The 22,034-nt window shown below is 64.2% G+C and carries 21 protein-coding genes; 13 read left to right on the top strand and 8 right to left on the bottom strand.

The features are described 5' to 3' along the window. Positions 1-13: 13 nt before the first annotated feature. Positions 14-1,120, top strand: coding sequence for an NADH:flavin oxidoreductase/NADH oxidase (locus NCT05_RS31315; RefSeq protein WP_250503970.1), 1,107 nt, complete (start codon positions 14-16; stop codon positions 1,118-1,120). A 51-nt stretch (positions 1,121-1,171) separates the two neighbouring features. Here NCT05_RS31315 and NCT05_RS31310 read toward each other — a convergent pair whose 3' ends face one another. The 4 genes from NCT05_RS31310 to NCT05_RS31295 all read right to left on the bottom strand — a co-directional run bounded on the left by NCT05_RS31310 (position 1,172) and on the right by NCT05_RS31295 (position 5,582). Continuing rightward, positions 1,172-2,980 (bottom strand): HAD-IIB family hydrolase, encoded by a 1,809-nt coding sequence (locus NCT05_RS31310; RefSeq protein WP_250503969.1) that lies wholly within the window; start codon positions 2,978-2,980, stop codon positions 1,172-1,174. Beyond that, positions 2,981-4,036, bottom strand: a complete 1,056-nt coding sequence (locus NCT05_RS31305) for a glycosyltransferase family 4 protein (RefSeq protein ID WP_250503968.1) — start codon at positions 4,034-4,036, stop codon at positions 2,981-2,983. A 40-nt stretch (positions 4,037-4,076) separates the two neighbouring features. Next, positions 4,077-5,156, bottom strand: coding sequence for a glycosyltransferase family 4 protein (locus tag NCT05_RS31300; RefSeq protein ID WP_250503967.1), 1,080 nt, complete (start codon positions 5,154-5,156; stop codon positions 4,077-4,079). 138 nt (positions 5,157-5,294) lie between these two features. After that, entirely contained in the window at positions 5,295-5,582 is a 288-nt protein-coding gene (locus tag NCT05_RS31295) for a DUF6566 family protein (RefSeq protein ID WP_175981646.1), read from the bottom strand. Between the two features lie 145 nt (positions 5,583-5,727). Here NCT05_RS31295 and NCT05_RS31290 point away from each other — a divergent pair, with 145 nt between their 5' ends. The 11 genes from NCT05_RS31290 (at position 5,728) to NCT05_RS31240 (ending at position 16,905) form a co-directional block, all read left to right on the top strand. Further along, complete coding sequence (locus NCT05_RS31290; RefSeq protein WP_008346682.1) at positions 5,728-6,570, top strand: formate/nitrite transporter family protein; 843 nt, start codon at positions 5,728-5,730, stop codon at positions 6,568-6,570. Positions 6,571-6,777: 207 nt separating this feature from the next. Continuing rightward, positions 6,778-8,610, top strand: coding sequence for an allophanate hydrolase (gene atzF / locus NCT05_RS31285; RefSeq protein WP_250503966.1), 1,833 nt, complete (start codon positions 6,778-6,780; stop codon positions 8,608-8,610). Then, positions 8,607-9,704, top strand: coding sequence for a BMP family ABC transporter substrate-binding protein (locus tag NCT05_RS31280; RefSeq protein WP_008346678.1), 1,098 nt, complete (start codon positions 8,607-8,609; stop codon positions 9,702-9,704). Before atzF ends, NCT05_RS31280 begins: the two co-directional genes overlap by 4 nt. 22 nt (positions 9,705-9,726) lie before the next feature. Then, positions 9,727-10,842 carry an ABC transporter permease gene (locus NCT05_RS31275; RefSeq protein ID WP_250503965.1) on the top strand — a complete coding sequence of 372 codons (1,116 nt, stop codon included), beginning with the start codon at positions 9,727-9,729 and terminating at the stop codon, positions 10,840-10,842. Beyond that, entirely contained in the window at positions 10,835-11,761 is a 927-nt protein-coding gene (locus tag NCT05_RS31270; protein ID WP_008346674.1) for an ABC transporter permease, read from the top strand. The genes NCT05_RS31275 and NCT05_RS31270 overlap by 8 nt, the downstream gene beginning before the upstream one ends. A 25-nt stretch (positions 11,762-11,786) precedes the next feature. Further along, complete coding sequence (gene biuH / locus NCT05_RS31265) at positions 11,787-12,479, top strand: biuret amidohydrolase (RefSeq protein ID WP_008346673.1); 693 nt, start codon at positions 11,787-11,789, stop codon at positions 12,477-12,479. 2 nt (positions 12,480-12,481) lie between these two features. Beyond that, positions 12,482-14,077: an ABC transporter ATP-binding protein gene (locus tag NCT05_RS31260; RefSeq protein WP_250503964.1), complete on the top strand. Its 1,596-nt coding sequence runs from the start codon at positions 12,482-12,484 to the stop codon at positions 14,075-14,077. Between the two features lie 14 nt (positions 14,078-14,091). After that, complete coding sequence (locus NCT05_RS31255) at positions 14,092-15,090, top strand: formamidase (protein WP_250503963.1); 999 nt, start codon at positions 14,092-14,094, stop codon at positions 15,088-15,090. Positions 15,091-15,094: 4 nt separating this feature from the next. Next, positions 15,095-15,754 (top strand): cysteine hydrolase family protein, encoded by a 660-nt coding sequence (locus tag NCT05_RS31250; protein WP_033535797.1) that lies wholly within the window; start codon positions 15,095-15,097, stop codon positions 15,752-15,754. Beyond that, the gene (gene hpxZ / locus NCT05_RS31245; protein WP_250441454.1) at positions 15,754-16,152 is read left to right on the top strand and encodes an oxalurate catabolism protein HpxZ; all 399 of its coding nucleotides are present in this window, start codon (positions 15,754-15,756) and stop codon (positions 16,150-16,152) included. The genes NCT05_RS31250 and hpxZ overlap by 1 nt, the downstream gene beginning before the upstream one ends. Positions 16,153-16,209: 57 nt before the next feature. After that, complete coding sequence (locus NCT05_RS31240; protein WP_250503962.1) at positions 16,210-16,905, top strand: GntR family transcriptional regulator; 696 nt, start codon at positions 16,210-16,212, stop codon at positions 16,903-16,905. A 73-nt stretch (positions 16,906-16,978) separates the two neighbouring features. Here NCT05_RS31240 and NCT05_RS31235 read toward each other — a convergent pair whose 3' ends face one another. The 4 genes from NCT05_RS31235 to NCT05_RS31220 form a co-directional block, all read right to left on the bottom strand. Then, positions 16,979-17,833 (bottom strand): YsnF/AvaK domain-containing protein, encoded by an 855-nt coding sequence (locus NCT05_RS31235; RefSeq protein WP_008346666.1) that lies wholly within the window; start codon positions 17,831-17,833, stop codon positions 16,979-16,981. An 89-nt stretch (positions 17,834-17,922) separates the two neighbouring features. After that, the gene (locus NCT05_RS31230) at positions 17,923-18,384 is read right to left on the bottom strand and encodes a YsnF/AvaK domain-containing protein (RefSeq protein ID WP_175981660.1); all 462 of its coding nucleotides are present in this window, start codon (positions 18,382-18,384) and stop codon (positions 17,923-17,925) included. A gap of 44 nt (positions 18,385-18,428) precedes the next feature. Beyond that, a complete protein-coding gene (locus NCT05_RS31225; protein WP_250503961.1) occupies positions 18,429-19,157 on the bottom strand; it encodes a YrzE family protein in 729 nt (242 codons plus the stop codon). A gap of 261 nt (positions 19,158-19,418) precedes the next feature. Then, the gene (locus NCT05_RS31220; protein WP_008346663.1) at positions 19,419-20,141 is read right to left on the bottom strand and encodes a sulfite exporter TauE/SafE family protein; all 723 of its coding nucleotides are present in this window, start codon (positions 20,139-20,141) and stop codon (positions 19,419-19,421) included. A gap of 221 nt (positions 20,142-20,362) precedes the next feature. On the opposite strand from NCT05_RS31220, the gene NCT05_RS31215 reads away from it, so the two are divergent. Then, the gene (locus NCT05_RS31215; RefSeq protein ID WP_250503960.1) at positions 20,363-22,030 is read left to right on the top strand and encodes a Na/Pi cotransporter family protein; all 1,668 of its coding nucleotides are present in this window, start codon (positions 20,363-20,365) and stop codon (positions 22,028-22,030) included. The last annotated feature ends 4 nt before the right edge of the window (positions 22,031-22,034 follow it).

Genomic DNA, 22,034 nt, shown 5'->3' with positions numbered 1-22,034 from the left:
AAGGAACCTGTCCATGTCACAGCCTGCACTGTTCCAACCTGCGCGCTTGCGCAATCTGACCCTCGCCAATCGCATCGTGATCGCGCCGATGTGCCAGTACTCCGCCGAAGACGGCTGCATGAACGACTGGCATCTGATTCATCTCGGTCAGCTCGCGCTGTCCGGCGCGGCCTTGCTCACCATCGAAGCAACGGCCGTGCTGCCGGAGGGACGCATCACATATGCGGATGTCGGCCTCTGGAACGACGAAACCGAAGCGGCGCTGAAGCGCACGCTCGACGGCATCCGGCGATGGTCGGACATGCCGGTCGCGATCCAGTTGAGTCACGCGGGACGCAAGGCATCGACCGATGTGCCGTGGGAAGGCGGCGCCCAGATTTCAGCCGATCACGCGCATGGCTGGCAGACCGAAGCGCCTTCGAGCGTCGCCTATGAGGACGGTGAAGCGCCGCCGGTCGCGCTCGATGCGGCCGGACTCGCGCGCATCCGCGATGCGTTCACGGCGGCCGCCACGCGCGCGGCGCGTCTCGGCATCGATCTCGTTCAGATCCACGCGGCGCATGGCTACTTGCTGCATCAGTTCTTGTCGCCGTTGTCGAACCGGCGCGACGATGAATACGGCGGTTCGCTCGAGAACCGCATGCGTTTTCCGCTCGAAGTGTTCGACGCCGTGCGCGCCGCATTTCCCGCCGAGCGGCCGGTGACGATCCGCGTGTCCGGCACCGATTGGGTCGAAGGCGGCTGGGACATCGAGCAGACCGTCGCATTCGCCAAAGCGCTCGAAGCGCGCGGCTGCGATGCCGTTCACGTATCGAGCGGCGGGCTTCATCCGGCGCAGAAGATTCCGGTCGGGCCGAGCTATCAGGTGCCGCTCGCGCGCGCCGTGAAGCAGGCGGTCGGGATGCCGGTCATCGCGGTCGGGCTGATCACGGGCATCGAACAGGCGGAGGCCATCGTCGGAACCGGCGATGCCGACATGATCGCGCTCGCGCGCACGGCCCTGTACGACCCGCGCTGGCCGTGGCACGCCGCGGCGGAGCTGGGCGCACAGGTGCGCGCGCCGAAGCAGTATCTGCGCTCGCAGCCGCATCAGTACCGGCATCTCTTCGAAGAAGACTGATCGTGCGATGCGGTCGCGCGCTCGAAGGGAGCGACGCTTGCAAGCCGGTTCTCATGGCGGCGTTCGTTCGCCGCCTTTCGCGCCGGGCGCGAGCACGTTCGGCAACACCGGATTCTCGGGCTGCGTATAGCGCACCTGCACGAGACGGGTGATCGCAGCGAGGCTCTCCTCGGCGGAATCCCGATGTTCGCGCTCGACGGCGGCGGTTTCGTCGGCGAGTTCGGCGTCGCCGATTACATCGCGGAACCATGTCGAATAGTCGCCGCGCCGCAGATGAAAGAGCCATGTGTCTTCATCGACGCCATCGGCCAGTTCGAGGAAAAGCGTGAGGTTGTGCGCGCGCAGCTTGAGCCGATTCTCCGGCCCGCGAAAGTAGAAACTGCGCTCGGGGATAAGCATGCCCGCCGCATATTTGCGCACATGACGGCGACGCTGCGTTTTGGCCGGCTCCACGCGAACGATGCGCGGATCGCCCCAGGCGTCGCCGCTGAGCGGCTCGCGCCGCCAGACGAGCGCCTGACCGACTTCGGGCGCGTCCGATAGCCGGCGCGGCATCGCGATGCCCGCGGCGCGCGCGAACTCCTCGAGCGCTTCCCAGGCGCCGGGACCTGCGCCGATGAACACGTTGACGCGTTCGAGCACGCGCTGCGAGATCGCGTTCGGATGCACCGTCGCGAAAATGGCCGGGCCGAGTTGCTCCGGCAGGGTTTCGTCGGCGGCGTTCGCGGCGTTCGGGAAAAGCTGATGCGCCTCGTCGAACAATATCCAGTGCGGCCGCCCGTTGAGCGCGCGCGTCGATTGCAGCTCGGCGAGCAGTTCCGCGCAGTACGAAGGCCGCTCGGCGAACGCAACGTGCATCAGATTCGCGACGACAGGCTGGCGCGGCTGGCGCAGCAACTTCATGATGTCGTCGCCTTTGGGCGCGTGCTCCGCATTGCCGATGGCGAGCGTCTTTTCGAGATTGTCGAAATCGCCTTCCGGATCGAGCGCGCAGAACTGATATCCCGCCGCGCACAGACGCTCCATGAGTCCGGTCAACAAGGTCGACTTGCCGCCGCCCGACTGCCCGGCGAGCAGCGCGACGGTGCCTTGCTGTTCGAGCGTTTCGGCGGTGTCTTCATCGCCGCCATCGCCGCTTACGGTGCGATGCCCGATCAGCAGGTTGTGCCGCGCGTCGCGTCGGCTCAGGTGTGCGAGGTCGTCGGCCAGAATCTTGTCGATGAGTTCCGCGACGCCCGCCCCGGCGACGCCTTGGAGACAGATATCCGCGTGCGCCTTCAGCACATCGAGCGCGTTGCCGACCGCGGCGCCGAACTCGCACGCGTCCAGCAGCGGATGATCGTTCTGCGCATCGCCGACGCCGACGGCATTGCGCGGCGAGAACGCCATCGCATCGAGGGCGGCGTCGAGCCCCGTCGCCTTGCTGATGCCGGGCGCGAGAATCATCACCGCGTCGCCGTTGAACACGACGTGCAGATCGAGGCCGAGTTCGCGGATCGCTTCGTGCGCCTGTTCGTCGTACGGGCGCGATGTGGCGACGAGCGTCTCGCTCACGCTCAGGTGCTTCACGCCGTGTTGCCGCATCGCTTCGACGAACGCGGCGGGCGGCGGCGGCGCGAGAAGCGTGCGCTCGCGCGTCGCCGGGTGATAGAGCACGCCGCCGTTCTCCGCGACCACATACGAAAACCGGTCGATGCCGTCGCACAGACTCAGCAGATCGTCGAGTTCGCGGCCGGTGACGAGCACCATATGGCGGCCGGATTCGCGCAGCCGGTCGACGGCGCGCCACGTCGCTTCATCGACGCGGCCATGCTGCGCCAGCGTGCCGTCGTAATCGCTTGCAACCACCATGCAGCGCATTCAAACCTCCGTCAATGTGAGCCGCGCGGTGCGCTCGCGCACGAGCCGCTCGTAGACCTCGACATAAGCACGCGCCATGCGCTCCGCCGTGAAAAACTGCTCGAAGCGCGCGCGGCATGCGCGCCGGTCGATCTCCGGCAATCGCGCGACGGCTTCGACCGCCTCGTCCTCGTCGCGCACGATGAACCCGCTCACGCCATGCTCGATGATCTCCGGCACCGAACCGCGCCCGAACGCGATGACCGGCGTGCCGCACGCCAGCGCTTCGATCATCGCGATGCCGAAGGGCTCCGGCCAGGCGATCGGAAAGAGCATCGCGCGGGCATGGCCGAGCAGTCCGCGCTTGCCGTGATCGTCGAGTTCGCCGACGAATTCGACGTGCGGCGCCTCGATGAGCGGTTCGACATCGCGAATGAAGTAGGGGCGATCCGCTTCGTCGATCTTCGCCGCGATCCTGAGCGGCACGTTCGCCCGCCGCGCGATGCGGATGGCCGCGTCCGGTCCCTTCGATGGCGCGATACGTCCGACGAACGCGAGATGCTGTTCCGCCCGCGCCTGAAACGGCAGCAACGCCGCGGGCATGCCGTGATGCACGGTCGCGGTCCAGCCGGCCCACGGCATCGGCTCGCGCTGCGCATCGGAGATGGACACGAGCGGCACATCGGCGAAACGCCGGTAAAGCGCGTCGAGGCCGGGCACGTCGAGCCGCCAGTGAAGCGTCGTAACGTGCGCGGCATCGAGCCGGCGCGCGTACGGAAAGCTCATGTAGTCCGTATGAAAATGCACGATGTCGAAATCGCCGGACGCGCGCACGACGTCCTCGAGCATCGCGAAGTGGAAGGCTTGCGGATCGGCGGTGTTTTCGAGCAGTCTCACGGCGCAGTCCGAACTCGCGACGAGCTTCGCGCGTGTGCGCGAGTCGGCGCTTGCAAAGAGCGTGACGTCGTGTCCCATCTTCGCGAGTTCTTCCGTGAGCCAGGACACGACGCGCTCTATGCCGCCGTAACGTCGCGGCGGCACGCTCTCATAAAGAGTGGAAACCTGAGCGATGCGCATGGCCAGTTATGCGAGTGAATGCAACCGGAAACGGCAATCGTCATGCCTGCATCGGGTCGCCGGGTGCCCATTCCTCGCCGCCGCGCGCTGGATCCGCGAGCAGCGTGCGATAAATCGCGAGGTAATCGCGCGTCATGCGCTCGGCGCTGAAGCGCCGCTCGAAGCTGCGCCGGCAATCGTTGCGACGAATGGTGCCGAGTTCCTGCACTGCACGCACGGCCTGTTCGACATCGTCGACGATGAAACCCGTCACGCCATGCTCGACGATCTCCGGCACCGCACCGCGCCGGAAAGCGATCGCGGGCGTGCCGGAAGCCATCGCCTCGATGAGCACGAGGCCGAAGGGCTCCTCCCAGCCGATCGGAAACATCAACGCACGCGCGTGGGAGAAGAGTTCGAGGCGCGTCTCGCCGCCCACTTCGCCGAGATATTCGACGAACGATTGCGAGGCCTCCAGCATCGGATAAATCTCTTCCCTGAACCACGCGCGTTCGCCGGGATGCACGGCCGCGGCGATCTTGAGTGGCAGCCCCGCGCGCCGCGCGATCTCGACGGCGCGCTCGATTCCCTTCTCGGGCATCATGCGGCCCACGAAAAGCAGATAGTCGCCGCCGTTCGGAGAGAAGCGCATGGCATCGAGCGGCAGGCCATGATGCACGGTGCCGATCCAGTTGGCGTGCGGTGTGTCCTTGCGCTGGCTGTCCGAGATGGAAACGAGCGGCGCATCGGGATAAGCCTCGTAGAGCGGACCGTGATCGGGCACGAGCAGTCGGCCGTGCACGGTCGTAAGCGACGGACACGACATATACCGCTGCAATGGCAGATGAAACGGCTCGCCGTGGAAGTGAACGAGGTCGAACTGCGCGGAGCGGCGCACGACGGCGTCGAGCTGACGCAGATGATGGCTCGTCGTATCCCACACGCGTTCGTCACGCCAGAGTCCCACCGGATGTGTCGCGCGAAGGCGCGCCTGGGTCTTGGAGTCGCCCGCAGCGAACAATGTGACGTCGTGACCCCACGCGACGAGTTGTTCCGTCAGCGCGGAAACGACGCGTTCGGTCGCGCCATAGGCTTTGGGGGGAACGCTTTCATAGAGCGGTGCAACTTGTGCGATCTTCATTTTGCGGTCCTTGCGGGCCGTTCGCTGCAAGCCCGATTGCTTGCGGATGACGGATAAGCTCGCCGAGCAATCGAAGGGCCACACGCGCGACGATCGCGGGTCGCGCTCGAAGCAGGCACGTCGCCGCCGCGATTCAGATCATTTGTCCTGGACGCCGGGCTTCGCCGGATGGCCGATTGCGCCGCCGGTGTGCTGATTGTCGTGGCCGGCGAGATATCGATCGATCAGCCGGCGCGCCTGTTCGACGCCGCCGCGCAGCGCTTCCGCGCTCGTCAGCCAGTTGGGTTCGACCGTCTCGACTTGAGGCAGAGCCACCGGCCGTCCGTTGCGGGTGACGCGCAGCTCGGGTGTCCAGTCGCCGGTTGGCGTTTGTTTCGTCGATACCTCGACGTCGTAGCCGCCAAGGGAAAAGGTCTCGGTTTTCATCGTCGGTCTTGTATCGGTTGGATCGGTTGTTTCGGGTGAACGAGGTCGCAGCAGCAGGCCCTATGCCCGACAGGCATCGAATCTGCTGTAAGCACGCATCGCATCGTGCACGACGCACGCAGCAGCGGCCTCAGGAGAAGAGTCAATGTCCGAATCGCAAGCAGGCGCCGAGTCGCCCCACCTCGACCACGATCAGCGCGAGCAAGCCGCGGATCATTCGACGCCGCATGCGCTCGTCATCCACGAAATCGTGCGCGAAGAGGGCGAAACCGCGATGGAGCGCACGGCCTCGGCGCTCATATGGTCCGGGCTCGCGGCCGGTCTTTCGATGGGTTTCTCCTTTCTCGTTCAGGCGATCTTGCAAAGCGAGCTGCCTGCATCCAAATCGCAGCATCTGATTGCAAGCCTGGGATATACGATCGGCTTCGTGTTCGTCATCCTCGGGCGTCAGCAGCTTTTCACCGAAAGCACGCTGACAGCGGTGCTGCCCGTGCTCACGCGGCGTGACTTGCGCACAGTGGGTAAAACGCTGCGCCTATGGTCTATCGTGTTGTTATCCAATCTCGTCGGCACCGCAGTATTCGCCGCGCTTCTGCAGTTCAAGGACGTGTTCGATCCCGACGTCAACGCGGCGCTCGCGGAGGTCGCGCGTGCGCCTTTCAGCGCCGGCTTCGGCGTCACACTGGTACGCGCCGTCTTCGCCGGCTGGCTGATCGCGCTGATGGTCTGGCTCTTGCCGAGCGCGCGGTCCGCGCGCCTGCTCACCATCCTGCTCGTGACTTACACCGTCGGCGTGAGCAAGCTGACGCACGTCATCGCCAGTTCGGCCGAGGCCGCGTATGCCGTGATGACGCACGCCGCGAGCATCGGCGATTACTTCGGCGTGTTCCTGCTGCCGACGCTTCTCGGGAACATGATCGGCGGGATATCGATGGTCGCGATCGTCAACCATGCGGCCATCGCGCCGGAAATCGGCGACACGCAGTAACGCGGACTCTGTCGGCACCGGAGCCGTGGACCGCTGCACCGTCAGCGGGATTTATCGCACCACGGCTGGGTCATTGCTGAACCGGCGTGGATCACGCCCGGTCGCCGCAAGTCGCGACGCTGATGCCAAATCGTTGATTTAACAGCGGAATCTGTCACTGGCACGGACGGTGCATTGTGCGTTCAACTTGTATTCAAGATTGAACTCATGAACGCGACCGCATCTGCCGACGATCACGCACCGCTCACCGTTCGCGCACTTCTCGATGCGTACGCGCGCGGCGATACCGACCCGCAGCGAATCGCCGTAGCGACGCTTGCTCGCATCGAAGCGAGTGATCGCCCGGAAGCATGGACGCTCGTCGTTCCGGCAGCGGATCTGCAAACGACGGCAGCGTCGCTTGCACGCGAGCTCGCCGAAGCCGGACCCGCGATCTTCGAGCGCAAGCCTTTATTCGGCGTGCCGTTCGCAGTGAAGGACAACATCGACATTGCGGGCTTGCCGACGACCGCCGCATGTCCGGCGTTCGCCTATACGCCCGGCGAAACGGCGTTCGCCGTGCAGCGCTTGATCGATGCGGGCGCGATGCTCATCGGCAAGACGAATCTCGATCAGTTCGCGACCGGGCTCGTCGGCACGCGCTCGCCGCATGGCGCCGTGCAACAAGTTAGTCATCCGGAATATGTGTCGGGCGGATCGAGTTCCGGTTCGGCGGTGACGGTGGCGCAGGGCATCGTCGCGTTTTCGCTCGGCACCGATACCGCCGGTTCGGGCCGCGTGCCGGCGGGTTTCAACGGCATCGTCGGATTGAAGCCGTCGCTGGGGCTCGTCAGCAAGCGCGGGGTCGTGCCCGCGTGCAAGAGTCTCGATACGCTATCGATCTTCGCGCACGACGTCGCCGATGCCTGGATCGTGCTGCAGCAGATGGCCACTTTCGATGCGCTCGACGGTTATTCGCGCCGCGTCGCAGCGCTCGGCTTGCTGCCGGATGCGCCGCGCGTCGCAATTCCCGACACGCTGGAATTCTTCGGCGACACGCACGCGGCCGACGCCTTCGCGGCGACGCTGGATCGTCTGCAACTCGAACCCGCGACGTTTCCCTTCGCGCCGATGCAACGCGCGGCCGCGTTGCTGTACGACGGTCCGTGGGTCGCGGAACGCCGCGCGGCGCTGGGCGATTTCTTCGTCACGAACCGCGATGACATCGATCCGACCGTAGCGAAAGTGATCGGCAAGGCCGACGCATTCTCCGCCGCCGACGCATTCAACGCGCAATACGAACTCACGCTGCTGAAGCGTGAGGCGGAAGCGTTGTTCGAACGTTTCGATATCCTGATCGTTCCCACGACGCCGACGCATCCGACCATCGCGCAAGTGCAGGCGAACCCGGTCGAAGTGAACAGCCGTCTCGGCGTCTATACGAACTTCGTCAATCTGCTCGACCTGTGCGCGCTCGCCGTGCCGGGACCGCCGCGCGCCGATGGCTTGCCCGCGGGCATCACGCTCATCGGGCCAGCGGGCGCGGATCGGAGACTCGCGGCATTGGGCGCGAAGATTCAGGCACTTTCCGATGCCAGCATCGATCCGCTGCCGATCCAGGAGCCAAGCATCGAGCTCGCCATAGTCGGCGCACATCTGCGCGGCATGCCGCTCGAATGGCAGATGAAGCAGGCGGGCGCGCGGTTCATCGAAGAAACGATGACGTCGCCGCACTACACGCTCTACGCATTAGCCAATACACAGCCGCCGAAGCCCGGACTCGTGCGCACCGAAAACGAGGGTGCCGCGATCGCCATCGAGATATGGGAGATGCCTATGCGGACCTTCGGCGCATTCGTCGCGGCGATTCCCGCGCCGCTCGGTATCGGCACGGTCACGACCGCCGATGGCCGCATCGTCAAAGGCTTCATCTGCGAACCGGCCGCCGTCGCGCCGGACAGCGGCGCACGCGACATCACTTCCTTCGGCGGCTGGCGCGCGTATCGGCACAGCCTCGTCTCTTCATCCAGCGATCAACTCAAACAGGAAGCTACATCATGACCAATCGCCGCCAGTTCATCCAAGGCGCGGGCGCGCTCGCGCTCGGCAGCGCGCTGCCCTTCGATCTCGCCTTCGGCGCAAGCAATCTCACCGTCGGCGTGATCTATGTCGGCGCGAAGGGCGATTACGGCTATAACCAGGCGCAGGCTCAGGCCGCCGCGATCATCAAGAAGATGCCGGGCGTGAAGGTGGTCGAGGAAGAGAACGTGCCCGAGACCGTGGCCGTGCAAAAGACGATGGAAGCGATGATCGAACAGGACGGCGCGACGCTCATCTTCGCGACTTCGTTCGGCTATTTCGATCCGCATGTGCTGAAGATGGCCGCGAAGTATCCGAAGGTCCGCTTCGCGCATTGCGGCGGTTTGTGGAAGCAGGGCAATCCGCCGAATATCGCGAGCTACTTCGGCTATATCGATGAATGTCAGTACCTCAACGGCGTCGTCGCTGGACACGTGAGCAAGAGCAAGAAGCTCGGTTTCGTCGCCGCCAAGCCGATTCCACAAGTGCTGCGCAATATCAATGCGTTCACGCTCGGCGCGCAATCGGTGGATCCGTCTATCACCACGCACGTCATCTTCACCGGCGACTGGTCGATGCCGGTCAAGGAAGCCGAAGCGGCCAACAGTCTCGTCGATCAGGGATGCGATGTGCTGACCTGTCACGTCGACGGTCCGAAGGTCGTCATCGAAACGGCGGAGAAGCGCGGCGCGATGAGTTGCGGCTATCACGCGAGTCAGGCCGCGCTTGCGCCGAAGGGTTATCTGACGGGCGCGGAATGGGACTGGGCGACGCCTTTCAAGGAACTCGTCACGGATGCGCAGACCAGCAAGCCGCAGCCCAACATTCTGCGCGGCGGCCTGAAGGAAGGCTTCGTGAAGATGTCGCCCTACGGCGCGAAAGTCACGGCCGATGCGAAGTCCAATGCCGACGCCATCAAGACGAAGATGGCCGCGGGCGATTACGTGATCTTCAAAGGCCCGATGAAGGACAACAAGGGCGGCAGTGCCATCGCATCGGGCACGGCTTACGCGCAGACGGATATCAAGCTGGAAAGCATGAACTATCTCGTCGCGGGCGTCGTCGGGCAGATCTGATTCATTCCTTCGCGGAGCCGGCATGCGTTCCTATCCTCTGTTACCGCGCGTGGCGCTGGGCGCATTGCCCGCTTTGCCGACGTTGTGCGCGCTCATCGGCACGCTGGTGCTGTTCTCGCTATTCCTGCTCGTGCAGGGCCAGCCCGCCGACGATGCGCTCGTGCTGATCGCGCAAGGCGCATTCGGCTCGTCGTTCGCGTGGCAGAGCACGTTGCTGCGCGCCGCGCCGCTGATGCTCACCGCGTTGTGCGTCGCGTTGCCTGCGCAGGTCGGGCTGATCGTGATCGGTGGCGAAGGCGCGCTCGCGCTCGGCGGACTCGCATCGGCGGTCGTGGCGACGGTCGTGCCTGCCGCGATGCCGTGGTTCGTCGTCGCTCCGTTGATGGCGCTCGCCGGCATGATCGCGGGCGGCGTGTGGATCGGCGCGGTCGGCGCAATGCGGCAACTGCGCGGCGTCAACGAGACGATCAGCAGTCTGTTGATGTCGTATATCGCGATTGCATTGTTCAAGCATCTCGTCGAAGGACCGTTGCGCGATCCCGCGAGTCTCAACAAGCCTTCGACGCTGCCCGTTCCCGACGCGTTCTCGATCGGTTCGTTGCCGGGTCTCGACGTGCATTGGGGCTTGTTCTGGGGCGCGCTCGCGTGCGTCGCGGCATGGGTCTTCGTGCGCCACAGCACCAAAGGCTTCGCGATGCGCATCGCGGGCGGCAACAACCATGCGGCGAAGCTCGTCGGGCTGCCGGTGAACAAGCTCGCGATCGCGGCCTGCGCGATGGGCGGCGCGGCGGCCGGTCTCGCGGGCATGTTCGAAGTCGCGGCGGTGCAGGGCAGCGCGAACGCATCGCTGCTGGCGGGTTACGGCTATGCGGGGATTCTCGTGGCGTTCGCGGCGCGTCAGAACCCGTTGGCGATCATTCTGTGCGCGGTGCTCGTCGGCGGTATCGAAGCGAGCGGTTCGCTTCTGCAACGCCGCCTGGGTCTGCCCGATGCCACCACGCTCGTCCTGCAAGGTCTGCTCTTTGCCAACCTGCTCGCGTGGGAAGCGATGGGCGGTCGTCTCGCGGCGTGGCGCATCAGGCTGCAGGCGATGACCGTCGCGCGCTCGTCGGTTCGACTGGAGGGCACTCATGTTTGACGCACATTCACCCGTCGCGGTACTGCTGCTGTCGTTGTTCGCGGGCGCCATTCGCGTGAGCACGCCGTATTTGTTCGTGAGCATCGGCGAATGTCTGACGGAGAAGGGCGGGCGCGTCAATCTCGGCCTCGAAGGCATTCTCGTATCCGGCGCGATGACCGGTTATGCGGCCGCGTATCTGTCCGGCTCGCCGTGGCTCGGCGTGCTCGCGGCCGGCTGCGCGGGGTTGCTGCTCGGCTGCCTGCACGGTCTCGTGTGCTCGTTGCCGCGCGTGTCGGACATCGCGTTCGGCATCGCGCTGATGCTGGTCGGCACCGGCCTCGCGTTCTATCTCGGCAAGCCGTTCATCGAGCCGCAAGCGCCGATGTTGTCATCGATCGATCTCGGTGCTTGGGCTTCGTCGCCGCAGTTGCATAACGCGTTGCATGTCAATCCGCTCTTCATCATCGGCGTCGCGCTGGCGTTCGCGTTGCAATGGGGCTTGCGACATACGCGTTGGGGCATGGCTTTGCGTCTCGTCGGCGAGAACGCGGAAAGCGCCCGCGCGATGGGTTATCCGATCACGCGCGTTCGCATTCTCGCGACGACGGTCGGCGGCTTCTTCGCGGGCGTAGGCGGCGCGTATCTGTCGCTGGTGTACCCCGGAAGCTGGAACGAAGGCTTGTCGAGCGGACAAGGCCTGATGGCCGTCGCGCTCGTCATCTTCGCGCGCTGGCAGCCGTTGCGATGCCTGTGGGCCGCGCTGATCTTCGGCGCAGCGGGCGCGCTCGGACCCGCGTTGCAGGCCATCGGCGTGACGAGCGGTTACTACCTTTTCAATGCGGCGCCTTACGTCCTCACCCTCGTCATCATGATCGTCAATTGCCGTCCCGACCGCACGCTCGCGGGTGCGCCCGGCGAACTGAGTCTCACGCGTTGAACCCTATTTTCATGGAGTCGAACACATGAGCCGCTTCATCGAAGCACGTCCCTATCCGTGGCCCTACGACGGCAATCTGCGGCCGGAGAACACCGCGCTCGTCATCATCGACATGCAGACCGACTTTTGCGGCATCGGCGGTTATGTCGACAAGATGGGCTATGACCTCTCGATGACGCGCGCGCCCATCGAACCGATCAGGAACGTGCTCACGCTGATGCGCGAGCAAGGCTTCACGATCATTCATACGCGCGAAGGGCACCGGCCCGATCTGTCGGATTTGCCCGCCAACAAGCGATGGAGAAGCCGTCGCGCGGGCACGAACGGCATCGGCATCGGCGATGAAGGACCCTGCGGCAAGATACTCGTGCGCGGCGAACCGGGCTGGGAAATCATCGATGAACTGAAGCCGATCGAAGGCGAGATCGTCATCGACAAGCCAGGCAAAGGCTCGTTCTGCGCAACCGACCTCGAAATGGTATTGCGCACGCGCGGCATCGTGAATCTGGTGCTCACGGGCATCACGACCGATGTCTGCGTTCACACGACGATGCGCGAAGCGAACGATCGCGGCTTCGAATGCACCATTCTCGCGGATTGTTGCGGCGCGACCGATCAGGGCAATCACGACGCCGCGCTCAACATGGTGCTGATGCAGGGCGGCGTATTCGGCACGGTATCGGATTCGAAGGCTTTGCTCGCGACGCTGGGACGCTGACCATGAACGCACCGACCAAAGCGATGAGCGTGGAAGTGCTCGGCGCGACGAAGCGTTTCGGCGCTTTCACCGCGCTCGACGACGTGACGCTCAAAGTGCGCGCGGGCACCGTGCATGCGCTGCTCGGCGAAAACGGCGCGGGCAAGAGTACGCTCGTGAAAGGGCTCGTCGGTTATGGCGTGCTCGATCACGGCGAGATCATCGCGGATGCGCGGCAGGTGAGAATCGCGTCGCCGCGCGATGCTCAGGCGCTCGGCATCGGCATGGTGTATCAGCATTTCACGCTGGCGGCGGGCTTGTCGGTCGAAGAGAATTTGCTGCTCGCGCGCGGGCGATTGCCGTGGAAGATCGACTGGCCGAAGGAACGTGCCGCGCTCGATGCCTTCATGCGTTCGATGCCCTTTCGTCTGCCTCTCGATGCGCCCGTCGCCGGTCTCGCCGCAGGAGAAAAGCAGAAGCTCGAGATTCTGAAACAGCTTTATTTGCAGCAGCGTTTCCTCATTCTCGATGAACCCACGTCCGTGCTCACGCCGCAGGAAGCAGACGAAGTGCTCGGCCTGATGCGCGATCTCGCCACGCGCGGCGAGCTGACCGTGTTGATGATCACGCACAAGTTCCGCGAAGTGATGGCGTATGCCGACGACGTGACCGTGTTGCGCAAGGGCAGGCTCGTCGGGACGAGCGCGGTCGCGGATACGAGCCGCGACAAGCTCGCCGCGTGGATGATGGGCGGTGAATCCGCGAAGCAGGACGATCCCGAACTCGCCGGAATGCAGCCCGGACGCAAGCCGCTCGATGCGGCTTCGCCCGTGCGTCTCGCGCTGTCCAGTCTCAACGTCGTCGATGATCGTGGACATCGGGCGGTGCGCGATGTTTCGCTCAGCGTGAAGTCGGGCGAGATACTCGGCATCGCGGGCGTATCGGGCAACGGGCAGAAGGAACTGATCGAAGCGCTCGTCGGCCAGCGCCGCGTGCAAAGCGGTGAAATGCACATGCATGGCGAGCCATACCGCGCGACGCGTGAAGAGATGACGCGGCTACGCGTATTTGCGCTCCCCGAAGAACCGCTGCGCAATGCGTGCGTCGCGAACATGAGCATCGCGGACAACCTCGCCTTGCGCGACTTCGACCGTGCGCCGATGAAGCGTCACGGCTGGCGTCTCGATCGCCGTGCGATGCGCGAACGCGCCGAACGTCTCATCGCCGAGTTCAACGTGAAACCGCCGGTGCCGGCGCGCGCCATCGGCACGTTGTCGGGCGGCAACGTGCAGCGCGCCGTGCTCGCGCGCGAGCTCGGGCAAGCGGTGGATGTGCTGATCGTCGCGAATCCCGTATTCGGACTCGACTTCGCATCGGTCGCGGACATCCACGCGCGCATTCTCGCCGCACGCGATGCAGGCGCCGCAGTGCTGCTCGTCAGCGAAGACCTCGATGAACTGCTGGAACTGGCGGATCGCATCGCGGTGATCGCGGAAGGGCGGCTGGTACACGAAACGGCTGCGAGCGGCGCGGATCGCGTCGCGTTGGGAAGACACATGGCGGGTCATGTCGAAAGCGCCACGCGCGCTGCGTCGGAGCCGCTCGCCGTTCACGCATAAAGGAGCAAGGAAGAATGAGTTCGAGCGGTCTCGGTGGATTGAACAAGTCGCCGCAAGGCATCGTCGTGGGTCTCGTGCAGTTGCAGAATCCGGCTGTCGCCACCCCGGAGCAACTGGCCGCGCAGACACGGCGCATCGTCGAACTGATCGGCAAGGCGCGCCGCAACAATCCGTCGATGGATCTGGTCGTGTTTCCCGAATACATGCTGCACGGCCTGTCGATGGATACGAACGATGCCATCATGTGCTCGCTCGACGGTCCCGAAGTGGCCGCGTTCAGGGCGGCGTGCATCGAGCATCGCATCTGGGGATGCTTCTCCATCATGGAGCGCAATCCAGGCGGCAATCCCTATAACAGCGGGATCATCATCGACGATCGGGGCGAGGTGCAACTCTACTATCGCAAGATGCATCCGTGGGTGCCGGTCGAGCCGTGGGAGCCGGGCAATCTCGGCGTGCCGGTGTGCATCGGGCCGAAGGGCGCGAAGCTCTCGCTCATCATCTGTCATGACGGCATGTTTCCGGAGATGGCGCGCGAAGCCGCTTACAAGGGCGCGGAAATCATCTTGCGCACGGCGGGCTATACCGCGCCCATTCGCCATGCCTGGCAAATCACCAATCAGTCGAACGCATTCCAGAATCTCGCGCAGACCGCGAGCGTGTGTCTGTGCGGCAGCGACGGCACGTTCGACTCGATGGGCGAAGGCATGTTCTGCGATTTCGACGGCACGGTGTTGGTCGATGGCAGTCATCGCCCGGATGAGATCATCACCTGTGAAATGCGCCCCGATCTCGTGCGCGAAGCCCGCATTCACTGGGGCGTCGAAAACAACATCTATCAGTTCGGACATCGCGGCTATGTCGCCGTGAAGGGCGGCGCGCAGGATTGTCCGTACACGTTCATGCAGGACATGGTGCGTGGCGAATATCGTCTGCCGTGGGAGGACGAAGTCGTCGTGAAAGACGGGACGTCATGCGGTTTTTCGAAACCCGAACGCCGATACGAGGGCTGACGCCATGCCTACCCTGACCCGCGCCCGACCGTCTCCGTTCACGTTCGATGTAGCGCATACGGCGTTGATCGTCATCGACATGCAGCGCGACTTCGTGGAGCCGGGCGGCTTCGGCGAAGCGCTCGGCAACGATGTGTCGCTGCTGACGTCGATCGTGCCGACCGTCGCGCAGCTGATCGAACATGCGCGCGATCGCGGCTGGCTCGTCGTGCATACGCGCGAATCGCACGCGCCCGATCTCTCCGATTGTCCGGATGCGAAGCGGCTGCGCGGCGCGCCACGAGCGCGCATCGGCGATATGGGACCGATGGGCCGCATTCTCGTTCGCGGCGAACCGGGCAACGCCATCGTCGATGCGGTCGCGCCCATTACGGGCGAGATCGTCATCGACAAGCCCGGCAAAGGCGCCTTTTACGCAACGCGCCTCGGCGAAGAGCTTGCGCGATGCGGCATCACGCATCTCGTGTTCGCAGGCGTCACGACCGAAGTATGCGTGCAGACGAGCATGCGCGAAGCGAACGATCGCGGCTACGAATGCGTGCTGATAGAAGACGCGACGGCGAGCTACATACCGTCGTTCAAGACTGCGACCATCGAGATGATTCGCTCGCAGGGCGGCATCGTCGGATGGACGGCCACGCTCGCCGATGTGCTGGAGAATTGATGGAACTGAATCGTCCGGAAACGGTGGCTGAAGTCGAGCGCGCGTTCATCGCCTATGAGAAGGCGCTCGTCGATAACGATGTGGCTACCATGAACGCGCTCTTCTGGCACGCGCCGGAAACGGTACGATACGGCATCGCCGAAGTGCAGCATGGCGGCGATGAAATTCGCCGCTGGCGCGAGACGTGCGCGCCGGTGCCGCGTTCGCGGCGTTTGCATCGAACGGTGGTGACGACTTTCGGCACGGATTACGCTTCGGTCAGCACCGAATTCACGAGCGATGCCACGCCTTTGCTCGGACGTCAGATGCAGACGTGGGCGCGCATCGGCCATGCATCGAATGCGTTCGCGGGGTGGACCATCGTCGCGGCGCACGTGAGCCTGATCGAAACGCCCTGAAGAGGCATTACACGGAGACATCGAATCAACTCGCCCAAACTCACGGAGCGCAGTGCCGTGCGCGCCATTCAGAGCGCCAATCCGCTTGCCGAGCAGGTTTATCAGCAGTTGAAGCAGGACATCTTCAGCTTTCGCCTGTTTCCCGGCGACCGCTTCTCGGAGACCGACATCGCGCAATACTACGGGGTGTCGCGTACGCCGATGCGCGACGCGCTGTTCCGCCTGCTGCGCGAAGGCTATCTCGAAGTCGGTTTCAGGCGTGGCTGGAAGGTGTCGGAGATCAACTTCGCGGCGCTCGATCAGTTGTATGACTTGCGAATCGTGCTGGAGACCGCATCGCTCGACAAACTCGCGAGCAGCGCGCCACCGCATCCGGAAGTGGATGCGCTCAAGTCGGTGTGGTGCGTTTCGCCCGATGCGCAGGAAAGCGATCCGGTCGCGATGTTTCGCCTGGACGAGGACTTTCACCGCGGACTCGTGCGCGCAAGCGGCAACGGCGAGATGCTGCGCGTGCATAACGAAGTGACGGAACGCATCCGCATCGTGCGGCGGCTGGATTTCTTGAAGCCGCATCGCACTAGCGCAACTTACGACGAGCACGCGAAAATGCTGCGCTTCATCGATCGCGGCAAGTGCGGCGAAGCGGCGATGCTGCTGCGCGCGCATATCACGCAAAGCAAGCTGGAAGTGCGCAAGATCACCGTTTCCATGCTGACGGAAGCGCGCGACCGCAAGCTGCCTTTCGTCGACTGAGCGAACGGGAATGTAGCGGACGCAGACGTGCGCAATCAGCCGCTCCGCAGGGAGCGGCCGATCTCGCTACGCGTTACAGCGGCGTCTTTTTCGCCGGCGGAACCGCGCCGTCGGCTACGTCCCGGTTGCCCGCCGTCCGCTCGACTTCCACTTCGGTACCGCGCACCGTGTCGTGAATGGTTTCGGTGCGGTTCGTTTCTTCCTTGCCGACGACCACTTCCTCGACCACGCGCGCCGTCTTCGCCACGACGGGCTGCTCGGCCGTTTCCCTGATCTCGACGAAGCCTTCCTTCAGATCCGCCACCGTCGCCGGACGATCCACCGGCCGACGCTCGATGTTCGCGTGTTCTTCACGCAGATTCACCGATTCGCTCACCGGCGTTTCGGTCACCCGCGAATAGACGCGCACGCCGCCCGTCTGCACTTCGCGCTTGCCGACTTCGACGGATTCCTTCACGACGGGAAAGGCCTGCCGTTCAGCGGCGATCTCATCGGCTGTATAAGCCGGCGCATTGCGGTCATAGCCGCTATAGCCCGTGCTGCGCCATTGCTCGACGCGCGTGTCGATGTCGATGGCGCCGGCTGCATAGAGCGCGTCGCGCACGCGTTCGATCGACGATTCGTCGATCACATCCACCGTCAACAGCGCGCCGCCGCGACGGACCGCTTCGTGATAGTGGCCGATTTCCTCGGGCTGATCGTGATCGCCGAACAGGTTCTTGAAGAAGTGCTCGATGCGCGCCATCGCGCCTTCGTGATGCTCGCCGGCGGGACGGTCGGTCGCATCGCCGGACACGGACGTGGACGCGCTCATATCGTTCGCATGCACGTTCATATTCGTGCGGGCGACGCCTTCCGTTTCGAGGCGCGTCTGAGCAAGTTCCGCGTCCTGAAGCGTATTGAATACACCGATGATGGTCTGGCTCATTGCATTATCTCCGTGGGAGTGATTCGGGTATCGAGAGGTGCGCCGGTCCATATGCGCAACGGCCGTTCCCGCCTCGGGTGCGGGTGAATCTAGCCGGCATCCGGATCGGGCTTCCACTTGCCGCTCGTGCCTTCGCGGCGTTCAACCACCAATTCTTCGGAGTTCAGAAGAACCTGGTGGACGACGTCCTGTTGCGTCTCTCGCGTCGTCACATGCACCTCTTCTTTCAACGTGAGCTGCATGCGAACGACCGGCACGTATTCGTACACAGGAATGATGAGCGTGTCGCCTTCGCGACGCGGCTCGGCACGTTCCTCGACCGGACGATTCACGGCCACGCGCCTGACTTCCACCTTTTCGGCGCTCAGGCGCATGCTGACCGGCTGCATCTCTTCATGCACCACCTTGCGAACGCGCACGGCGCCGGTCTCCGTCCGCTTCACGTCGACGGACAATTCTTCCTGCACGGCGGAAAGCCGGAGCTCGTCGGACGTGCCGGACGAGTCCGCGTTCGTCGCGTTCGGGGTCGTGGGCTTGTCATCGGCGCTCATCGGCGTCTCCGTTGAAGCGTGGTCAGGTCGTCGGCCGGGCGCGCTCAAAGGCGGGCGCCTGCCTGCACGGTGCGATTGCAAGGGGCCGCGTTCTTGCGATCCAGCGCGGAGCCGCCGCCTTCCTCGACCGGCGGCTGATGACGAAAGCCCGCGCCGCCCGAAACGATCGCGATGATCGCGCCGACGACGAGCGCCGCGAACGAGAACCAGCTTGCGCGAGCGACGCCACGCGCGGCGGTGTCGGCGGCCTGGCGCGCGTTCTGTTCGGCATCCGGAGAGGATGCAGCCGACGCCGCCGATGCCATCGCCGCCTGCACTTGCTGCTTCGCGGAGTCGATGAGCTGATTGTTGCCGCCCGCCTGATTCGCGGCGGTCGCGCCGGCTTGTGCGCCGACTTGCGCGGTGGTTGCGACGATGCTGCCGGCCGTGCTCACCGCGCCCGTAATCAGCGAGGTCATGCCGAACACGACGAGCAGCGTCATCACCGCCCATGACAGCAGACCGTGGAGCCATCCGAGGACGGGCGCGCAGCGTCCGGCGTAATAGGAGCCGACGAAAACCGCGAGCACGGTCGTGACGATTACCCATACGCCCGAGCCGAAACCGAAGCCGTGCAACGTATCGGGCTTCGACAACGGCGACAGGAGCGATGCGCCGATCGCCGTGCCGAGCACGCTCATGATGAGATAGACGATCATCGAAAGGATGACGCCCGCGATGATCGAACCCCACGACAGGCGCGGCAGGCCTTCTTGAGTAGTAAGCAGTTTCATGATGTCTCCAGGAAGAGTTGCGGCGTCGATGCGCGCGGCACTGATGCGCAAGCGCTGTGCCGCGCGCAAGTTTTGAATCGGCGCGTAAATGCGAGTGATTCAGACGCCGTCTGATCGATGGATCCGCCTGTTCGGGGCGTCACTTCGCGGCGGGAGGGAAGCGTGCGTCAGTGGAGCAGAGCACGAGAGACGTATGACTTGCGGGAATGCGATGGGATTTGCATCGGGCGCAGGCGCTGGTTCACAGCGACGCACTTCACTTCAGCGGACTGCGGCCCATAGCAATGACACACCCGACGACACCATCAGCGCATCGACGATGAACCGGAAGGTGTTAGCGGACATGCGCGCGACGATCCCGCGCGCGCAAAACGTGCCTGCCATGATCGCCGCGCCGGTAATCAACCCTTGAGCGACCACTTGAGCGGGCAGGGCGCCGAACTGCTGAAAGGCCGCGACTTTCGCACCGTAGACGATCAGCGAACCGGTAGCTTCGGTCGCGAGAAACGCGCCCTTCACAAGGCCGTAGTTCATGAAAACCGGCACGGTGATCGGTCCGGTCGAAACGACGATGCCCGTCAGGAAGCCGACCGGTGCGCCAATCAGCGCGAGCTGGAAGAGCGAGAGGCGCATGGCCCGGCGGGCGAGCCATCGGCGCGTGGGCACCATCGCGATAAAGAAGAGACCAAGCGCTAGCTCGACCGCGTGCGGCGGGAGCGCAAGCAGCGTGTGAACCCCTAATATCGCGCCGGGCGCGGCTGTCGCGCCATAGGCAATGGAAGCTTTCCAGTCGATCTCGCGCCACCAGGACAGGACCTTGCCGAGATTGCCCATGATCGCGGCGATGGCCATGATCGGAACGGCCTGCTGCGGGCCGTAGATGAGCACGAGCACGGGCATCAACAGCATCGACGAGCCGGTGCCGATCACGCCGCTCAAAACACCCGCCATCCAACCCACGCTCAATACGATCAGGTATCCCATCGAGGTCTCCATGCGCCAGCGCCGATTCTAGCCGCGGACGCGAAACCCGCGAGACGCTGGTTCCAAGCGGATGCGCGAGCTGCGGCATGCACGCAACGCCGCATTGCATGGAAGATTGACTTCACTCAATTGCCGTGGGAACTGTGTAACACTATTGTCACAATCTAATTTTCGACAGCCTGGCGTCAGCGTCACGTCCATTCAAAGGAAATCGATTCGCCGTGCTGGTTCTTCTCAATCTGCTCTCTGGCGTCGCCCTCCTGGTTTGGGGCTCACATATCGTTCGCACCGGCATTCTCCGGGTGCTCGGCGCCGATCTCCGCGCCATTCTGGGCCGTAGCACCGGCAGCAAGACGCGCGCGTTTCTGGCGGGCATCGGCGTGACGAGCCTCGTGCAGAGTAGCAACGCCACAGCCGTCATCATTACATCGTTCGCCGCGCAGGGACTGGTGCCGCTCGCGGCCGGGCTAACGGTTCTGCTCGGCGCGGATGTCGGCACCGCGTTGATGGCGCGAGTGCTGACGCTCGACCTGTCATGGCTTTCGCCGATCCTGATCCTGTTCGGCGTGCCGCTTTTCCTGACCCGCAAGCAGACGCGGGCGGGGCAGGTGGGCCGAACCATCATCGGACTCGGATTGATTCTGCTGGCGCTGCATCTCATCGTCGAAGCGGCTCAGCCGATGATGCAGGGCGCCGGCGTCAGGGTCATGTTCGGCGCGCTCACAGGCGACACGATGCTCGACGCGCTCGTGGGCGCGGGCTTCGCGATGCTCTCGTATTCGAGCCTCGCCGCAGTCCTGTTGACGGCGACACTGGCGTCGTCGGGCGTCATCTCGCTGAAGGTCGCCTTGTGCCTCGTCGTCGGCGCGAATCTGGGCAGCGGGCTCCTGGCGCTCTTGAACGCGCTGCCGCAGAACGCGGCAGCACGGCGTCTTTCCGCTGGCAGCTTCGCATTCAAACTGGCCGGCGCGATCATCATTCTGCCTTTCGCATCGCTGCTCGCACGCGGATTGCCGGTTCTGATCGCCAATCCGCGCGAAGCCGTAGTCGGTTTCCATGTGATCTACAACACCGTGCGCTGCTGCGCGTGTCTCTCCCTCGTCGAACGGGTCGCTGCGATCAGCCGGCGTTTGCTGCCGGATCGCACGGTCGCGACCGGCGAGTTGCGCCCGCTGTACCTGGATCCGGCAGGCCTCGTGACGCCGAGCCTCGCGCTGGCGAATGCTTCGCGTGAAGTGCTTCGCATCGGCGACATCGTGCGCGTCATGCTCGATAACGTCGCCGATCTGCTGAGACGCAATGATCTCGCCGTCGCCCGCGAAACCATGCGCATGGACGACGACGTCGACCAGCTCTACGCGGAAGTGAAAAGCTATCTGACGCTGATCTCGCGCGAGCAGCTCGACGAGGCGGAAAGCCGTCGCTGGACGGACATCATTTCGCTGACGATCAATCTCGAGCATGCGGGAGACATCATCGAGCGAATCGTCAGTGATATCGAAGAGAAGAAAATCTCGCAACGGCTCGCGTTCTCGGAACAGGGCCTGGGCGAACTCGACGATCTGCATGCGCGGCTCATCAGTAACCTGCGGCTCGGATTGTCGGTGTTTCTCAACAACGATCTGCGATGCGCCGAGCAGTTGCTGGCCGAGAAGGAACGCTTTCGCGATCTGGAGCGCGCCTACTCGCACAAGCATCTGGACCGGCTGGCGGGACAAAGCTCGCGCAGCGTGGAAACCAGCGCGCTGCACCTGGATCTCATCGGCAATATGAAACGGCTGAACTCGCTCTTCTGTTCGACGGCGTATCCCGTGCTCGATGCGGCGGGCGCGCTGCATGACACGCGTCTGCGCAAGCGCTCGCTCGACACGCTGCACGTCAAGGAATGACGCA

The sequence above is a fragment of the Caballeronia sp. AZ7_KS35 genome, assembly GCF_023631045.1.
GTDB classification, from domain to species: Bacteria; Pseudomonadota; Gammaproteobacteria; order Burkholderiales; family Burkholderiaceae; genus Caballeronia; species Caballeronia zhejiangensis.
This window is presented reverse-complemented; position numbering and strand designations above follow the sequence as displayed.

Bases quoted from the DNA above. Each gene is read 5' to 3' on its own strand.
- NCT05_RS31315 (WP_250503970.1), top strand. From the start codon at position 14: ATGTCACAGCCTGCACTGTTCCAACCTGCGCGCTTGCGCAATCTGACC.
- NCT05_RS31310 (WP_250503969.1), bottom strand. From the start codon at position 2,980: ATGCGCTGCATGGTGGTTGCAAGCGATTACGACGGCACGCTGGCGCAG.
- NCT05_RS31305 (WP_250503968.1), bottom strand. From the start codon at position 4,036: ATGCGCATCGCTCAGGTTTCCACTCTTTATGAGAGCGTGCCGCCGCGA.
- NCT05_RS31300 (WP_250503967.1), bottom strand. From the start codon at position 5,156: ATGAAGATCGCACAAGTTGCACCGCTCTATGAAAGCGTTCCCCCCAAA.
- NCT05_RS31295 (WP_175981646.1), bottom strand. From the start codon at position 5,582: ATGAAAACCGAGACCTTTTCCCTTGGCGGCTACGACGTCGAGGTATCG.
- NCT05_RS31290 (WP_008346682.1), top strand. From the start codon at position 5,728: ATGTCCGAATCGCAAGCAGGCGCCGAGTCGCCCCACCTCGACCACGAT.
- atzF (WP_250503966.1), top strand. From the start codon at position 6,778: ATGAACGCGACCGCATCTGCCGACGATCACGCACCGCTCACCGTTCGC.
- NCT05_RS31280 (WP_008346678.1), top strand. From the start codon at position 8,607: ATGACCAATCGCCGCCAGTTCATCCAAGGCGCGGGCGCGCTCGCGCTC.
- NCT05_RS31275 (WP_250503965.1), top strand. From the start codon at position 9,727: ATGCGTTCCTATCCTCTGTTACCGCGCGTGGCGCTGGGCGCATTGCCC.
- NCT05_RS31270 (WP_008346674.1), top strand. From the start codon at position 10,835: ATGTTTGACGCACATTCACCCGTCGCGGTACTGCTGCTGTCGTTGTTC.
- biuH (WP_008346673.1), top strand. From the start codon at position 11,787: ATGAGCCGCTTCATCGAAGCACGTCCCTATCCGTGGCCCTACGACGGC.
- NCT05_RS31260 (WP_250503964.1), top strand. From the start codon at position 12,482: ATGAACGCACCGACCAAAGCGATGAGCGTGGAAGTGCTCGGCGCGACG.
- NCT05_RS31255 (WP_250503963.1), top strand. From the start codon at position 14,092: ATGAGTTCGAGCGGTCTCGGTGGATTGAACAAGTCGCCGCAAGGCATC.
- NCT05_RS31250 (WP_033535797.1), top strand. From the start codon at position 15,095: ATGCCTACCCTGACCCGCGCCCGACCGTCTCCGTTCACGTTCGATGTA.
- hpxZ (WP_250441454.1), top strand. From the start codon at position 15,754: ATGGAACTGAATCGTCCGGAAACGGTGGCTGAAGTCGAGCGCGCGTTC.
- NCT05_RS31235 (WP_008346666.1), bottom strand. From the start codon at position 17,833: ATGAGCCAGACCATCATCGGTGTATTCAATACGCTTCAGGACGCGGAA.
- NCT05_RS31230 (WP_175981660.1), bottom strand. From the start codon at position 18,384: ATGAGCGCCGATGACAAGCCCACGACCCCGAACGCGACGAACGCGGAC.
- NCT05_RS31225 (WP_250503961.1), bottom strand. From the start codon at position 19,157: ATGAAACTGCTTACTACTCAAGAAGGCCTGCCGCGCCTGTCGTGGGGT.
- NCT05_RS31220 (WP_008346663.1), bottom strand. From the start codon at position 20,141: ATGGGATACCTGATCGTATTGAGCGTGGGTTGGATGGCGGGTGTTTTG.